Here is a 15,133-nt window from a genome sequence, read left to right as displayed (position 1 = left end):
CGCGCCGACTTTGCAAGTTTGCAATCCCTCGCAACCGCACCCGCCCGAAAAGCATTACGCCGCGGGGTTTGCAAAATTTTGCAACCCCTGATCGCAAACTCTGCAAATATCTTGCGATAAACTGCCACGCCCCGGCGCGCAAAGCTTGCCCACCACACACCTGTCGCCCTATTCCGTAGATAACTCGAGGAGGAGGGACTCATGAGCTATCGCGACGTCTATTCGTCTGCACAGGCAGACCCCGAAAGCTTTTGGATGGAGGCAGCACAAGCCATCGACTGGGTCACCCCCCCGACCCGCGCATTGAACGATGACAACGCACCTCTCTACGAGTGGTTCACCGAAGCCGAAGTCAACACCTGTTGGAACGCCGTGGACCGCCACGTCGAAGCCGGCAATGGCGACCGCGCCGCAATCATTTACGACAGCCCCATCACCGGTCACCAAAGCACCACTACCTACGCCGAACTTCAGACCCAGACGGCAGCCCTTGCCGGCGCACTCGCAGAGCGCGGCGTCACGAAAGGCGACCGCGTGATCATCTACATGTCGATGGTCCCCGAAGCCCTGGTCGCCATGCTGGCCTGCACCCGGATCGGGGCGATCCACTCAGTTGTGTTCGGCGGTTTCGCAGCCCACGAACTGGCAGTGCGCATCGACGACGCCAAACCGAAAGCTATCGTCGCCACGTCCTGCGGCGTCGAACCCAACCGCGTTGTGGAATACAAACCGCTCCTAGATGCCGCGATTGAAATGTCCACCCACAAGCCCGACTTCACGATCATTTTCCAGCGTGAACAGGCCGTCGGCAAATTACTCGAAGGTCGCGATTTCGACTGGAACGACGCCGTCGCCAACGCAACACCGGCGGCATGTGTCCCAGTCGCTGGAAATCATCCCGCCTATATTCTCTACACCTCCGGCACCACGGGTCAGCCCAAAGGCGTAGTGCGCCCGACGGCGGGCCATCTCGTCGCGCTGAACTGGACGATGAAGAACATCTACAACGTGGAACCGGGCGACGTTTACTGGGCCGCCTCGGATGTCGGCTGGGTCGTCGGCCACAGCTACATCTGCTACGCCCCTCTCATCCACGGCAACACCACCGTCGTCTTTGAAGGCAAGCCCGTCGGCACCCCGGATGCAGGCACGTTCTGGCGCGTCATCCAGGACCACAAGGTCAAGGTCCTGTTCACCGCCCCGACCGCCTTCCGCGCGATCAAGCGCGAAGACCCGAAAGGCGAGTTGGTAAAGAACTACGACATCTCGTCCCTGCAAACGCTCTACCTCGCGGGCGAACGCGCTGACCCGGACACCATAAAATGGGCCGAAAAGATGCTGAACGTGCCAGTGATCGACCACTGGTGGCAAACCGAAACCGGCTATGCGATTGCCGCAAACCCGATGGGCATAGAACAACTGCCAGTGAAGATCGGCTCGCCCTCGGTCGCCATGCCCGGCTGGGATATCCAGATCCTCGACGAAGCAGGCCACCCCGTCGCACCCGGCGAACTTGGCGCCATCGCCGCCAAACTACCGTTGCCACCGGGCACCCTGCCGACTCTCTGGAACGCCGAGGACCGCTTCCGCAAGAGCTATCTCGACCACTTCCCCGGCTACTATGAAACCGGAGACGCAGGCTACATCGACGATGACGGCTATCTCTACATCATGGCTCGCACCGACGATGTCATCAACGTCGCAGGCCACCGCCTGTCGACCGGTGGCATGGAGGAAGTCCTCGCCGCTCACCCCGACGTCGCCGAATGTGCCGTGATCGGCGTGACGGACGAGCTGAAAGGTCAGCTTCCCGTTGGATTCCTATGCACTAACGCCGGCACCACGCGGTCGGACGCCGAGATCGTCGCGGATTGCATAAAGCTGGTGCGTGACAATATCGGCCCCGTTGCTGCCTTCAAACTCGCATGCTGCGTGCCGCGTCTGCCCAAGACCCGCTCAGGCAAGATCCTGCGCGCCACGATGGTCAAGATCGCCGATGGACAGGACTTCAAAATGCCGGCCACCATCGATGATCCCGCAATCCTCGACGAGATCAAGACAGCCCTGCAAAGCATCGGATACGCCAAGGACTAACCGCTCTTTTCAGCGCCAGATCACGCGACTAAGGTGCCCGGATCATGCCGGACACCGCCCCCACCATCCTTATCGTCGCGCAATCGGGACGGCTGACCTACGAGGCAGTCCTGTTCGCCGCCTCCCTTCGCAAGGCCGCACCGAATTTCGCCGGTAAACTGGTGATCGCCGAACCGCGCCCCGGCCCCAATTGGCCCGGGGAACCCGGCATAACGGACGAGGACGCCCGAGACTTTCTCACCGACCTTGGCGCCGACATCCGCAGCTTTGAAACACCGCACTTCGGCGCCACCTACCCGCAAGGCAACAAGATCGAAGCCCTGTCGACCCTCGAAAAGGATGAACCCTTCATCTTCTTCGATACCGACACCCTCTTCATCGGCCCCATCGACCAGATCGCCTTCAACTTCGCGCGGCCCAGCGCCTCGATGGCCCGCACGGCCACCTGGCCCGACCCGCCCCTCTACGGCCCCGGCCATACCGAGATCTGGCAAGCGATATACGACCGCTTCGACGTCCCGTTCGAACCGACGCTCGACACCTCGCAACCCGAAGACCACTGGGAACGCTACCTCTATTTCAATGCCGGGTGGTTTTTCGCATCTGACCCCCATGATTTCCGCGACCGGATGCTGGACGTCATGACCAGCCTGCGCGACGACCCGATGGAGGCGCTGGCCTCGCAAAGTCTGTTCCCCTGGCTCGATCAGATCGCTCTGCCGGTGGTTATCACTGCACTTGGCGGTGGTCGCCCTGACGCCAGCCTCGCAGGCCTCGACGGAGAGATAAGCCAACACTGGCGCGCTCTCCCGCTGTTTTACGCCCGCGCCTCCGACGCAGAACTGGCGTTCCTCGAAGACCTCACCCAACCCAACAAGATCAAGCGTATCCTGAAAACCTACGAACCCTTCCGTCGCATGATCTACCAGCGCCGCGGAGCGCGCGTGCGCGCACTTTTCGACCAGAACGACCTCCCCGCCAAGGAACAATCCATCCGCGCAAGGATCAAGAGAAACCGATTGTGGATGCGCTGAACCTTGAATTTGCGCACCGGGACGTCCACCTTTTTGCCAAAGCTGACAGATCTTAACAGGAGGTCGCGAAGATGGCTCAGGAAAACCGCAATCAAAACGTGATCGATCTGATCGCGGACAGCTTTGAACCCGCCACCCCAAATCTCCTGCGCCAGATGTTCAACGCAGCCGGTGCGCGCGCCCCCGAGGTCATCTGGTCCCCGACCGATATCGAAATCCGCAACCCGCTTCTGCGCGAGTTCGCCGCCGTCTGCCGCGTCCTCGCCCGCGAGGATGGCAGCCTGCCCGATACGGACATCAACCTCGACCACTTCGGCGAGCTTAAAGAATGGATCATGATGATCGAACCCGTCGAGGGGGAGACAGACTTTGTTTACACCTACTACGGCTCGGGCATCGCGCAGCACTATGGACGCGACATGACCGGACAGCGATCCTCGCAGTTCACCGGTCACATCGGAACCTTCATAACCAGCCTCTACGGCGCCATGCTTGAGCGTGGAGAAATTGCCTATACCGAACACGAACCCCCGCAAAACGTCTTCGTGCGGGCATGGCAGCGCTATATCGTGCCGCGCGTCGACGATACCGGCAAAACGACCGGCTTCCTTGCGCTGAACGTGCCCGAGAACGAGCTTCGCGCGGGCCTCGAACTGATGATCGACCCGGTGATGGTCGTCAGTCAGAACGAAAAGATCGTCTACGCCAACCGTGCCGCTCAAACGATGTTCAATCTGCCATCCATTCGGAAGGACGAAGCCTTCAATCAGGCAACCGGCATGTCACTCGACGTTAACAGAACGCCGCTTGAAATGCTGGCACAGCATCGCATCGAGGATTCAGTTCAACTGACCATCCGCGACACCATTGTCGAACGTCTCGTGATGACCGTCAGCGCCGCGCAATACAAGGATACGGCCTATTATGTCGTGGTTTTGCGACTGATCGGCACCTGATCTGCCATTGCGGCTACTGCACCACTAATCTAGGGTCCGCCCAAATAATTTAATGGGAGACCCAAAGAATGTCCGATCGCCCCCAAGGCTTTGATACCCTTCAAATTCACGCTGGCGCCAAACCAGATCCCGCCACCGGCGCACGTCAGGTCCCGATCTACCAGACCACGGCTTACGTTTTCCGTGACGCAGATCACGCCGCTGCCCTGTTCAATCTGGCCGAAGTCGGCAACATCTACTCGCGCCTGACAAACCCCACAGTTTCGGCCCTCGCCGAGCGGATCACACACCTCGAAGGCGGTATCGGCGGCGTCTGCTGCTCGTCCGGCCACGCAGCCCAGATCATGGCGCTTTTCCCGCTGATGATGCCCGGCACAAACGTCGTTGCCTCGAACAAGCTCTACGGCGGCACCTATACGCAACTGACCCACACGATCAAACGCTTCGGCTGGTCCGCGACATTGGTAGACTTCGACGATCTGGACGCCGTGCGCGCGGCCATCGACGACAACACCCGCGCGATCTTCTGTGAAAGCATCGCCAACCCCGGCGGCTACATCACCGACCTCGACGCCATCGGCAAACTGGCCGACGAAGTGGGCCTGCCGCTCATTGTCGACAACACATCGGCCACGCCATACCTGTGCAACCCGATCAAGCACGGCGCGACACTCGTCGTCCATTCGACCACGAAATACCTGACCGGCAACGGCACGGTCACCGGTGGCGCCGTCATCGACAGCGGCAAATTCGATTGGGGCAAATCCGGCAAATTCCCATCGCTCGCAGCGCCCGAACCCGCCTACCACGGCCTCAACTTCTATGAAGCCCTCGGCGGCATGGCCTTCACCTTCCACTCGATCGCGGTTGGCCTTCGCGACCTAGGCATGACGATGAACCCACAAGGCGCGCATTATACGCTTATGGGCATCGAAACCCTGTCCTTGCGGATGCGCAAACATGTCGAAAACGCGCAGATCGTGTCAAAATGGCTGGAGAACGATCCACGCATCGACAAGGTCACTTACGCCGGCCTCGAAAGCTCGCCCTACTTCGAGCGCGTCGCGCGCATCTGCCCGAACGGCGCAGGCGCACTGTTCACCGTCGCAGTCAAAGGCGGCTATGATGCCTGCATGAAGCTGGTCGACAGTCTCGAACTGTTCAGCCACGTCGCCAACCTCGGCGATGCGCGCTCGCTGATCATCCACTCGGCCTCGACGACCCACCGTCAGCTTTCCGACGAACAGCGCGAAGCGGCCGGGGCAAGCTCGAATGTAGTGCGCCTGTCCATCGGCATTGAAGACGCCGCCGACATCATCGCCGATCTCGATCAGGCGCTGACCAAGGCGACCGCCTAACCGACAAGCCGGGGCGGCAAGAACCGCCCCGGCCCCACCCGCGAGAGACGAACATGGTCGACATCGCCACCCGCGTCTGGAACCACAAGTGGAAGATCGACCCGATCGTCCGCTCGTTGATCGATGACGACTTCTACAAGCTGCTGATGTGCCAGTCGGTGTTCCACAATCACCCCGACACCCGCGTCACCTTCAGCCTGATCAACCGCGCCAAACACATCCCGCTGGCCGACCTGATCGACGAAGGCGAACTGCGCGAGCAACTCGACTACATTCGATCCCTGTCCCTGACCCGCGGCGAAAGCACATGGCTGCGCGGTAACACCTTCTACGGCAAACGCCAGATGTTCACCCCGGAATTCATGACGTGGTTCGAAAACCTGTCGCTGCCGGAATACCACCTCGAACGCGTCGGCGATCAATACGAACTGACCTTCGAAGGTGCGTGGCCCGAAGTGATGCTCTGGGAAATCCCAGCGCTTGCTGTCCTCATGGAACTGCGCGGGCGAGCCGTCCTGAAAGACATGGGCCGGTTCGAACTTCAGGTGCTCTACGCACAAGCCATGACCCGCGTGTGGAAAAAAGTCGAAGCCCTGCGGGACCTTGATGGCCTCCTTCTGGCCGACTTTGGCACCCGTCGCCGCCACTCGTTCTTGTGGCAGGACTGGTGCGTCCAGGCCCTCCACGAAGGGCTTGGCAAAAGCTTCATCGGCACCTCGAACTGCCTCATCGCCAAGAACCGTGACCTTGAAGCGATCGGCACCAATGCTCACGAATTGCCGATGGTCTATTCCGCGCTGGCGTCGTCCGACGAAGACCTCGCCCAAGCGCCCTACCGGGTTCTTGCGGACTGGCACAAGGAACACGACGGCAACCTGCGTATCATCCTGCCCGACACCTACGGCACCGAACAATTCCTCGCCAATGCGCCGGACTGGCTAGCAGGCTGGACAGGTATCCGCGTTGATTCAGGCGACCCCGCCACCGGGGCCGAAACCGCGATCCGCTGGTGGAAAGAGCGCGGCGAAGACCCGACCAAAAAGCTGATTATTTTCTCGGACGGTCTCGACGTCGACAAGATAATTGAACTCCACAGCAAGTTCGCAGGCCGCGTCCGCGTCAGCTTCGGCTGGGGCACAATGCTGACAAATGACTTCCGCGGCCTTGTGCCGAACGACGCCCTGGCACCCTTCTCGCTGGTCTGCAAAGCCGTCTCCGCCAACGGCAACCCGACGGTGAAACTCAGCGACAACCCCAACAAGGCCATGGGACCGGAAGACGAAATCCAGCGCTACAAGCGCGTCTTCGGCGTCGGGAAACAAGTTGCGCAAGACGTGGTCGTCTAGGCCGCAACCGAGACCCGCGCCGTAATCGGAAGATGATCCGAGGCGACCTTCGTCAACGAAGTTTCGACCACAGCCGCGTCCTCCAGTCGAACCGCCTTGCTCAAGGCGATCCGATCCAACGCAGCCACAGGCCGCGACGAGTGGAACGTGGCACCGGGGGCGTGAACCTCGAAGTCCGGCAATCCCGGAAAACCGCGCCCTGTTCCCCACTCATTGAAATCGCCCAGTATCACGGTCGGAAGCGCCTCCAGAACGGCCAGATGCGCACGGATCGCATGGTATTGCTGCACCCGCGATCGCGTCATCAGGCCAAGATGCACCGCCACAATGCGCAGTTTCGAGTCGCCCTTCTCAATATCCGCGATCACCGCGCCCCGAGGCTCAAGCCCTGGCAAATCCATGACCTCGACATCAAGGCAACGGGTGTCCGGTCCCAGCAAGACCGCGTTCCCATGCCAGCCCAGACTGACCTCGCTGCGCCCCACACGCACTGGCGCATAATCACTCTCTCCGGCAATCATCCATTCTGGCAAAGCCGCCGGGCGCCGCCCGAACCGCCGGTCCGCCTCCTGCAAGACGACGACATCCGCGGCAAGCGCATTCAGTCCGTTTACGATGCGCAACGGATCGCGCTTGCGATCCAAACCGACGCATTTTCGCACGTTCCAACTGGCCAGCCTGATATCATTCATTCCAGAAACCCGCAGCCTATCCCTTTTGCGCATCACATTCGTCACATAATATCAAACTCATGAATTTCGAGCGCATCCCATATCTCACCCTGATTATCTGGGGCATCCTCGCCGTCGCCTTTTTCGTCGCGCTGTTCACACGGCAATGGTCGAACGCGTTCGTGACATGCGTAGCCCTCACGCTCACGCTTCTGCCGACGGTATTCTCGAACCGCTTTCAAATTCAAATCCCTCTCAGCTTTCTGGCGGCAATTTCACTGTTCCTCTTCGGAACATTGTTTCTGGGAGAAATATTTGATTTCTATAATAAATTCTGGTGGTGGGATGTCCTCTTGCACGGCAGTTCAGCCGTCGGCTTCGGCATCATCGGGTTTCTCTTCGTCTTCTACCTCTTTCAGGGCGACCGCTATAACGCACCGCCCTGGGCGCTTGGTCTGATCGCATTCTGCGTCGCCTTGTCGATCGGCGCACTCTGGGAAATCTTCGAATTTGCAATGGATGAGATTTTCGGCCTTAACATGCAGAAAAGCGGTCTCCAGGATACGATGTGGGACCTCATCGTTGATACGATCGGTGCCAGTTTCGGCGCGATTTCAGGATTTCTGTGGTTGAAAGAACGTTCGCTCGGACTTTCTGGCATGATCGAAGAATTCATTCAGAACAACCGTTCCCTCTTCAAGCGATTTTCTCGGGCCGTGAAAAACAAGGACAACGCCGACAAATGACACCCCTCGTCCGGCTCTTCATCCGTCAGGGCCTGTTCGGCCTCGCGCTAGGGCTGATCTTCGCGATCCTCGTCGTCGGCTTCAACGTCGCGAACCTGCGCCACCTCGTCCAGAACGTCGACGGCGGATATATGGCGTTCTGGCTCTTGGCATTCTTCTCAGGCTCGGTCTTCGGCGGCGCGCATATCGCGATCACCGTGATGATGATGCAATGGAAATCGGAAGACGAGCATCAGAAAGAAAAGTGACGGGACCGCCGCGACCGTAGAGGTTCTATAAATTCCCGAAGACCTGTAAGTACAGGTGGGCGCCAGGTAAACAGACCAAGATCCGCACAGAGCCAGCTCCCTCGGAATTGAGTAAGGCCACTGGAATTAGACCCGGACACGAGAAGGGCAGAACCCGTCACTTCGGCAGATAGGCCTGTGCAATCGCCAAGACAAGAGGGCAAATCGCCAGACGCTTAATCTCTCTTGATAAATGTTTACCTTTTGTTCACACTATTCTCATGCCCGATGATCTCTCACCTCCTGAAAAGAAGCCAGGCCAGTTGTTGGCGCGCGGGGTTTGCCGGCATCTGCTAGGCCATGATTTCGTGACCGTCGAAGAACTGACACCCACATCCGGTCTGCGTGTGGACGTCATGGCGCTGGGTCCGAAAAGCGAGGTCTGGGTCATCGAATGCAAATCAAGCCGCGCCGACTTTCAGTCCGATCACAAATGGCAGGGCTATCTGGAGTGGTGCGATCGGTTTTTCTGGGCCGTGGACGAGGATTTCCCGACCGACCTTCTGCCTGAAGATACCGGCCTCATCATCGCCGATGCCTACGACGCCGAAATCCTGCGCATGGCGCCCGAGGACAAACTTGCACCCGCGCGCCGCAAAGTGATGGTGCAGAAATTCGCGCGCCACGCCGCAACCCGCTGGCACGCCGCGCGTGATCCGGATTTTATCCCCTCTTGGGGCCTTTAGACGCCGTTGCCCGCGCCCGCGCAGCCGCTGCGCGAATTTCCTCGGCAATTTCCTCGGCCTCGTCAGGCTCGAAATCCATAGGAATATCAATCCCATCGCCCGCCACGTAGATGCGCACCATGCCCAGGCTTGTTGGCCCAATCTGCAAGTTCGCTTCGATGTCTTTTTCGCTGTTGATGCCCATGACACGGCCCTCCTGATCTGCGCAGGCGTACATTTCAGCACCAAAAGACGCAAGCGGATCAGTATCTGCCAGTCTCAAGCATTCCGAAATCGTCCCTGTCCAGCATGCAAACCGGATAGCTTTTTGACCACCATCATCCCCGTCGCCCGTGAACGGCACGCCGATGTTGCGCCGCTTTGCCGAAGGACTCGCACCGATCTCGACAGGTGCGCCCGCGCGGGCTTTGCCTGCTCCACGTCCCGGCCCGGTCACCTTTTCGGTCGCAAAGCGGTCAAAGAAACCTGCGACCTCGATCTCTGACCAAGCCTCTTGCAATCGTGTCGAACCGGCGCTATCCCCTGCCCGCGTGCCGCCTTAGCTCAGTTGGTTAGAGCACTGGTTTGTGGAACCAGGGGTCCCCCGTTCAAGCCGGGGAGGCGGTACCACTACTCCTTACCAAATTCACGAATATAAAGATCGGTTCATCCGCTCTTTACGAATTCGCCAATGCGGGACAGTCTCGCCTCATGAAATTCGCCCTCATCTCGGACATTCACGGCAACCGCTCGGCCCTTGAAGCTGTTCTTTCGGATATCGACCAACGCGGACTCACGAGGATCATCAACCTTGGTGACAGCTTGTCCAGCCCGCTTGATGCCGTAGGAACCGCCGACCTCCTCATGGCGCGCGAACTGCCAACGGTGCTTGGAAATCACGACCGACAGCTTTTCGACCGCCCGGCCGACCAGATGGGCCTATGGGAAAAGTGGATCATCGACGATCTCTCCAGCCATCACATCGACTGGCTGAAAACCTTCTCGCCAATCCTCAGGATCGAAGACGCCCTGTTTTGCCACGGCACAATGCAGGACGACAACGAGATGTGGCTGCACATGGAAGGCCCGCAAAACCGCATGATCAAACGCGATCTGACCGGCGTGGCGGAACGCATGGGCGATACCGATGCCACGCTTATCGGATGCGGCCATACGCACACCCCGGACCTTGTACGCCTGCCCAAAGGCCCGACAATCGTGAACCCCGGCTCGGTCGGATGCCCGGCGTTTCTCGACAGTCGCCTCGATCCGCCCTTCGTCTTCCAGCTTGGGGCGCCCGACGCCCGCTATGCAATCGTCGAAAAGGTTCAGGGCATCTGGCAAGTCGACTTCATCGCCGTCCCCTACGACACGGGCGAAATGGTCGCGCTGGCCCGCGCAAAGGGTGTTGAAGACTGGGCACAAGCCCTTGAATCCGGCTGGCTCGCCTAATCAGACGCAATCTTCACCGTCTGAATGATCTGACCGGTCGCACGCGAGAAGATCAAAATCTCGTCCGTTTCGGTGACCACGGCAAACCAGTCGTCTCCCTGCGTGAACGCAACCGCCTTCGCCCCATCCGGCAATTCGATCTCATCCGGCAGCGGAATGTCATTCAATGCACCAAACTGCATGACAAGCAGGCCCACGACCGTTAGAACCCCGCCGATCATCGTGACGGTCAGGATCGTCACCAGCCACTTGAGATACTTGAGGTGCCTGACCTCGCCCACCGAAGGCTCGCGTTCGTCCATGTCCAAGACCGTCCATCGCATTACAATCGGCGAAGCCCCGCCGTCGCGCCTTGATAAGGCGCTCGCCCGCGATGTGCCAGAGGAAGCGCATCTCAGCCGCTCCCGGCTGTCGAAACTCATCTCCGAAGGCGCCGTCGCCAAAGACGGCGTGCCGTTAACAGACGTTAAGGCCAAGGTGGCCGAAGGTGACACCTTCGACATTACCGTGCCTGACGCCGTCGACGTCGAAACCCTCCCCGAAGCGATCCCGCTTGATATCGTGTTCGAGGACGATGACCTCCTCGTCGTCAACAAGCCGGCCGGCATGGTCGTTCACCCGGCGCCCGGTTCCTACTCCGGCACGCTCGTGAACGCTCTCCTTCATCACTTCGGCGGAGACCTCTCAGGTGTAGGTGGAGAAAAGCGGCCCGGCATCGTGCATCGCATCGACAAGGACACATCCGGCCTGCTCGTCGTCGCCAAATCCGACGCCGCCCACCACGGCCTCGCCGACCAGTTCGCCGCCCATACCGTCGAGCGCACATACCGCGCGCTCTGCTACGGCGTGCCCGATCAGGGCGACCCGCGCCTACGCGGCGTCAAGGGCGTCAGCTTCGAGCCCGGCAACATCATCAAGGTCACAACACAACTTGCCCGCCACAAAACCGACCGCCAACGGCAGGCCGTCTTGTTCCACGGAGGCCGCCACGCCGTTACGCGCATTCGCGTGATTGAAACATTTGGCCGCGCCGCCGCCGAGATTTATTGCAACCTCGAAACCGGCCGCACCCATCAAATCCGCGTCCACGCAGCCCACATCGGCCACGCTTTGATCGGCGACCCGACCTACGGCGGACGCCGCCGACTGGCCGCGGACACTCCGGGCGCGGATGAGGCAAAAGCCTCTACAAGACAAGCACTTCACGCCGAAACGCTGGGCTTTTTTCACCCCGTGACAAAGGAAAATCTCAGCTTCACCTCCCCTATTCCAGACGATATGACGGCCCTTCGGGCCGCACTTGCCGCTATGTGAATTTCTGCACATTTCGTCGCCAATTTCACGAAACTCTGCACGTCTATGTGAGATCCAGAGTTTACGACTGGCAGAAAAAGACGGTCACATTCATCTTTCAATCAAAGCGATCCGATAATATCGACTCGCAAACCTTGAACTGAACTGACCGGTTCACTATCTATGTTAAGCGTCGCAACATAGCGACCTACAGGGAAAGGAATTTGAGATGGCTAATTACGCAAATCTACCTGCGCCGTCTCCCGAAGGCGGGCTGAACAGGTATCTGCAAGAGATCCGGAAGTTCCCCATGCTGGAACCCGAGCAGGAATACATGCTCGCAAAGCGTTGGGTCGAAGATCAGGACACGGATGCCGCCCACCAGATGGTGACATCGCACCTGCGTCTGGCGGCGAAAATCGCCATGGGCTATCGCGGCTATGGCCTGCCCCAGGCCGAGGTCATTTCCGAAGCCAACGTCGGCCTCATGCAGGCCGTGAAACGCTTTGACCCCGAAAAGGGGTTCCGTCTGGCGACCTACGCCATGTGGTGGATCCGCGCCTCGATCCAGGAATACATCCTGCGGTCCTGGAGCCTGGTGAAGCTCGGCACGACCAGCGCGCAAAAAAAGCTGTTCTTTAACCTTCGCAAAGCCAAGGCCCGTATCGGCGCTCTGGAAGACGGCGACATGCGCCCAGAAAACGTGGCCCGCATCGCAAATGATCTGAACGTCACCGAAGACGAAGTGATCTCAATGAACAGACGCCTGTCCGGTGGCGACGCGTCACTCAACGCGACCGTTTCGGCGGATGGCGAAGGCGCCGCGCAATGGCAGGACTGGCTCGAAGACGAAAGTGCCGATCAGGCAACTGATTATGAGGAACAAGACGAACTCGAAGTACGTCGCGAGCTTCTGGCTAAGGCGATGGAAGTCCTCAACGAGCGCGAGCAGGACATCCTGACCCAGCGTCGACTGCAAGACTCACCGATCACACTTGAAGAACTCAGCGGCCAATACAACGTCAGCCGCGAGCGTATTCGCCAGATCGAAGTCCGCGCCTTTGAAAAACTGCAAAAGCGGATGCAAGAACTTGCCAAAGGCAAAGGCATCCTGGAACAGGCCTGATCCTCCCCCATCGGCCTGGTTCCTCCCTGGAAAGACCCCGCATTCCCGGCGGGGTCTTTTTTTTCATGCGGCAGACCGACGCTCCAGAAATCGCACAATCGCGGCAATAACAGGCGTCAGCGTCGCCGCCAACAGAGCCATCGCCAAAGCCGTAAGGAAGGTTAACGCCAGAATGTGCGTAAGCTGTTCCGCGTTCAGCGCCTTGAAATAGCCGAATACGCCCAGAGCCAAGGCCAGCACCCAACACGCCGCCGACAACGTGCCAAGCGCACAAAGTTGAATGCGTTCCAAAATCGGTATGTCGCCAAACCGCCAGCTCTGAAATCGCAGCAGCGTCGGCAATCCAAGCCGTCCGATCGCGATAGCGTTCAGCGTCAGAACCGAGACCACGCAAACCTTCGTCCAAAGCTTCGGACTGAATCGCTCCAGATCAAACCCCGTCCGCAGCCACAACAGCATCAACCCGCTCGCCCAAAGCAAGACCAACCCGAATGTCACGACATGATGCAGCATCTTCAGCATCACCACCTCGCGCTCCTGCAACGGCCTCAAGACCGCCCGCGCCGCCGACCCATCCGCCAAAAGCGCCACCCCGAAGCCCAATGCCAACCCCAACAAATGCACCAGTCGCGCCCCGTCGTTCAAAAGCACTGCGTCCATGTCCAAGGTCTCCCGCGTTGCGTCGGCCCGTCTTTCGTCGGCTCTGTTCCTTTCAAAACTTCCGGGACATTGTGGCGCTGCGCTGACAAATCTATGGCGAAAAAACGGCGGGCAGGACGCTGTTCACACTCGCCCTGCAAATCCTGCGACGACGCCCTTGATTGTCGCCAAAGCGTCGGTTTCCTCAGCAAAATCCCGCCGAACTCCGCGCAACAATCACCAGAATCTCGCGATATTAAGACGCCGCACGCCCCGCAATGGCCTGCCCAGCCGCCCATCCCGACGACCACGCCCACTGGAAATTGTATCCTCCAAGCCAGCCCGTCACATCGACGGCCTCGCCAATCGCAAATAGCCCCGGTACGTCCTTCGCCTCCATCGTTGTTGATGAAAGCCCAGCTGTATCGATTCCACCTAGCGTCACCTCGGCCGTGCGATACCCTTCCGTCGCCGTGGGGCGAAACGGCCAGGCTTGCACCGCCTTCGCGATCTCGCCCAAACGCGCATCCGGCTGATCCGCCAGATTACCCGTCAAGCCAAGCCGCTCAACCATCGCCTGCGCCAACCGCTGCGGCATATGCTCTGCCAGAACCGACGCCACCCCGCGCCGTCCAGAGGCCCGCTTGGCCTCAATCAAGCATTCCTTCAAATCCCTTTCAGGACAGAGGTTTAGCAACACATCTTCACCTTCGCGCCAATAGGACGACGTCTGCAAGATTGCCGGACCCGAAAGCCCGCGATGCGTGAACAAAATCGCCTCATCAAAACTCGCATTACCCGCAGCCGCACGACCTTCCACTGCAACACCCGCCAGAGCCTTCAACCCGTCATCGTCATGCGTGAACGGCACCAAAGCCGGACGCGTCTCGGTCACCGCCAATCCAAATTGCTCCGCCAACCGATAAGCCAATCCGGTCGCTCCCATCTTCGGTATGGACTTCCCACCGGTAGCCAGAACCAGCGATTTCGCCTTCACCCGAACCGGCTCACCAGCGCGCACCAACGCCACATGAAACGCCCCATCGCGCCAGGCAACATCTCCAATTTCCGTTTTACACCAGAGTGTTGCGCCCGCTTTCTCAAGTTCGGAAATCAGCATCGCAATGATCTCTTTCGACGATCCATCGCAAAACAACTGCCCCAACGTCTTCTCGTGCCAGGCGATCCCGTAAGCGTCGACCAACTCAATGAAGTCCCACTGCGTGTACCGGGACAAAGCCGATTTTGCGAAATGCGCATTGTTCGACAGGAACGCTTCGGGATCACAGCCCATGTTCGTGAAATTGCACCGCCCGCCGCCGGATATGCGGATCTTTTCACCCGGTGCCTTCGCGTGATCCACCACCAAGACGCCCGGCCCGGCATGGGCTGCACACATCAAACCAGCCGCGCCCGCGCCCAAAATCAATGTGTTGACCGTCTTAACCAATTCTACCGCCCTGACC

The 15,133-nt window shown here is 59.4% G+C and carries 16 protein-coding genes and 1 tRNA gene; 12 read left to right on the top strand and 5 right to left on the bottom strand.

Annotation, left to right across the window (positions count from 1 at the left end):
- The first annotated feature begins 201 nt into the window (after nt 1–201).
- The 5 genes from BOA8489_RS08290 to pncB all read left to right on the top strand — a co-directional run bounded on the left by BOA8489_RS08290 (nt 202) and on the right by pncB (nt 6,788).
- Nucleotides 202–2,094, top strand: a complete 1,893-nt coding sequence (locus BOA8489_RS08290) for a propionyl-CoA synthetase (RefSeq protein ID WP_093973538.1) — start codon at nt 202–204, stop codon at nt 2,092–2,094.
- A 44-nt stretch (nt 2,095–2,138) separates the two neighbouring features.
- Nucleotides 2,139–3,128 carry a GT-B fold glycosyltransferase domain-containing protein gene (locus BOA8489_RS08285; protein ID WP_093973537.1) on the top strand — a complete coding sequence of 330 codons (990 nt, stop codon included), beginning with the start codon at nt 2,139–2,141 and terminating at the stop codon, nt 3,126–3,128.
- 71 nt (nt 3,129–3,199) lie between these two features.
- Nucleotides 3,200–4,084, top strand: coding sequence for a PAS domain-containing protein (locus BOA8489_RS08280; RefSeq protein ID WP_093973536.1), 885 nt, complete (start codon nt 3,200–3,202; stop codon nt 4,082–4,084).
- 68 nt (nt 4,085–4,152) lie between these two features.
- Nucleotides 4,153–5,442 carry an O-acetylhomoserine aminocarboxypropyltransferase/cysteine synthase family protein gene (locus tag BOA8489_RS08275; protein WP_093973535.1) on the top strand — a complete coding sequence of 430 codons (1,290 nt, stop codon included), beginning with the start codon at nt 4,153–4,155 and terminating at the stop codon, nt 5,440–5,442.
- 53 nt (nt 5,443–5,495) lie between these two features.
- Nucleotides 5,496–6,788, top strand: coding sequence for a nicotinate phosphoribosyltransferase (gene pncB / locus BOA8489_RS08270; RefSeq protein ID WP_093973534.1), 1,293 nt, complete (start codon nt 5,496–5,498; stop codon nt 6,786–6,788).
- On the opposite strand, the gene BOA8489_RS08265 is transcribed toward pncB, so the two are convergent.
- Entirely contained in the window at nt 6,785–7,480 is a 696-nt protein-coding gene (locus BOA8489_RS08265; protein WP_093973533.1) for an endonuclease/exonuclease/phosphatase family protein, read from the bottom strand. The two genes, pncB and BOA8489_RS08265, sit on opposite strands and share 4 nt — an antisense overlap.
- A gap of 59 nt (nt 7,481–7,539) precedes the next feature.
- On the opposite strand from BOA8489_RS08265, the gene BOA8489_RS08260 reads away from it, so the two are divergent.
- From BOA8489_RS08260 to BOA8489_RS08250, 3 genes are all read left to right on the top strand, one after another.
- A complete protein-coding gene (locus BOA8489_RS08260) occupies nt 7,540–8,205 on the top strand; it encodes a DUF2238 domain-containing protein (RefSeq protein ID WP_093973532.1) in 666 nt (221 codons plus the stop codon).
- The gene (locus BOA8489_RS08255) at nt 8,202–8,453 is read left to right on the top strand and encodes a hypothetical protein (protein ID WP_093973531.1); all 252 of its coding nucleotides are present in this window, start codon (nt 8,202–8,204) and stop codon (nt 8,451–8,453) included. Before BOA8489_RS08260 ends, BOA8489_RS08255 begins: the two co-directional genes overlap by 4 nt.
- A gap of 260 nt (nt 8,454–8,713) precedes the next feature.
- Entirely contained in the window at nt 8,714–9,178 is a 465-nt protein-coding gene (locus BOA8489_RS08250; protein ID WP_093973530.1) for an MmcB family DNA repair protein, read from the top strand.
- Here the strand turns inward: BOA8489_RS08250 and BOA8489_RS08245 are convergent.
- Nucleotides 9,156–9,362 (bottom strand): DUF6324 family protein, encoded by a 207-nt coding sequence (locus tag BOA8489_RS08245; RefSeq protein ID WP_093973599.1) that lies wholly within the window; start codon nt 9,360–9,362, stop codon nt 9,156–9,158. The two genes, BOA8489_RS08250 and BOA8489_RS08245, sit on opposite strands and share 23 nt — an antisense overlap.
- A 348-nt stretch (nt 9,363–9,710) precedes the next feature.
- Here BOA8489_RS08245 and BOA8489_RS08240 point away from each other — a divergent pair.
- Nucleotides 9,711–9,787 (top strand) — tRNA-His (locus BOA8489_RS08240).
- An 81-nt stretch (nt 9,788–9,868) separates the two neighbouring features.
- Entirely contained in the window at nt 9,869–10,609 is a 741-nt protein-coding gene (locus tag BOA8489_RS08235) for a metallophosphoesterase family protein (RefSeq protein WP_093973529.1), read from the top strand.
- Here BOA8489_RS08235 and BOA8489_RS08230 read toward each other — a convergent pair.
- Nucleotides 10,606–10,911: a DUF6476 family protein gene (locus tag BOA8489_RS08230; RefSeq protein ID WP_093973598.1), complete on the bottom strand. Its 306-nt coding sequence runs from the start codon at nt 10,909–10,911 to the stop codon at nt 10,606–10,608. The two genes, BOA8489_RS08235 and BOA8489_RS08230, sit on opposite strands and share 4 nt — an antisense overlap.
- On the opposite strand from BOA8489_RS08230, the gene BOA8489_RS08225 reads away from it, so the two are divergent.
- Complete coding sequence (locus BOA8489_RS08225; RefSeq protein ID WP_093973528.1) at nt 10,910–11,923, top strand: RluA family pseudouridine synthase; 1,014 nt, start codon at nt 10,910–10,912, stop codon at nt 11,921–11,923. The two genes, BOA8489_RS08230 and BOA8489_RS08225, sit on opposite strands and share 2 nt — an antisense overlap.
- Nucleotides 11,924–12,131: 208 nt before the next feature.
- The gene (rpoH, locus tag BOA8489_RS08220) at nt 12,132–13,028 is read left to right on the top strand and encodes an RNA polymerase sigma factor RpoH (RefSeq protein ID WP_093973527.1); all 897 of its coding nucleotides are present in this window, start codon (nt 12,132–12,134) and stop codon (nt 13,026–13,028) included.
- Nucleotides 13,029–13,091: 63 nt separating this feature from the next.
- Here rpoH and BOA8489_RS08215 read toward each other — a convergent pair whose 3' ends face one another.
- Both BOA8489_RS08215 and BOA8489_RS08210 read right to left on the bottom strand, forming a co-directional pair.
- Nucleotides 13,092–13,688: a hypothetical protein gene (locus BOA8489_RS08215; RefSeq protein WP_093973526.1), complete on the bottom strand. Its 597-nt coding sequence runs from the start codon at nt 13,686–13,688 to the stop codon at nt 13,092–13,094.
- A 235-nt stretch (nt 13,689–13,923) separates the two neighbouring features.
- Nucleotides 13,924–15,117, bottom strand: coding sequence for a BaiN/RdsA family NAD(P)/FAD-dependent oxidoreductase (locus tag BOA8489_RS08210; protein WP_370807163.1), 1,194 nt, complete (start codon nt 15,115–15,117; stop codon nt 13,924–13,926).
- Nucleotides 15,118–15,133: the final 16 nt, after the last annotated feature.

The organism is Boseongicola aestuarii (assembly GCF_900184815.1).
Lineage (GTDB): Bacteria > Pseudomonadota > Alphaproteobacteria > Rhodobacterales > Rhodobacteraceae > Boseongicola > Boseongicola aestuarii.
This window is presented reverse-complemented; position numbering and strand designations above follow the sequence as displayed.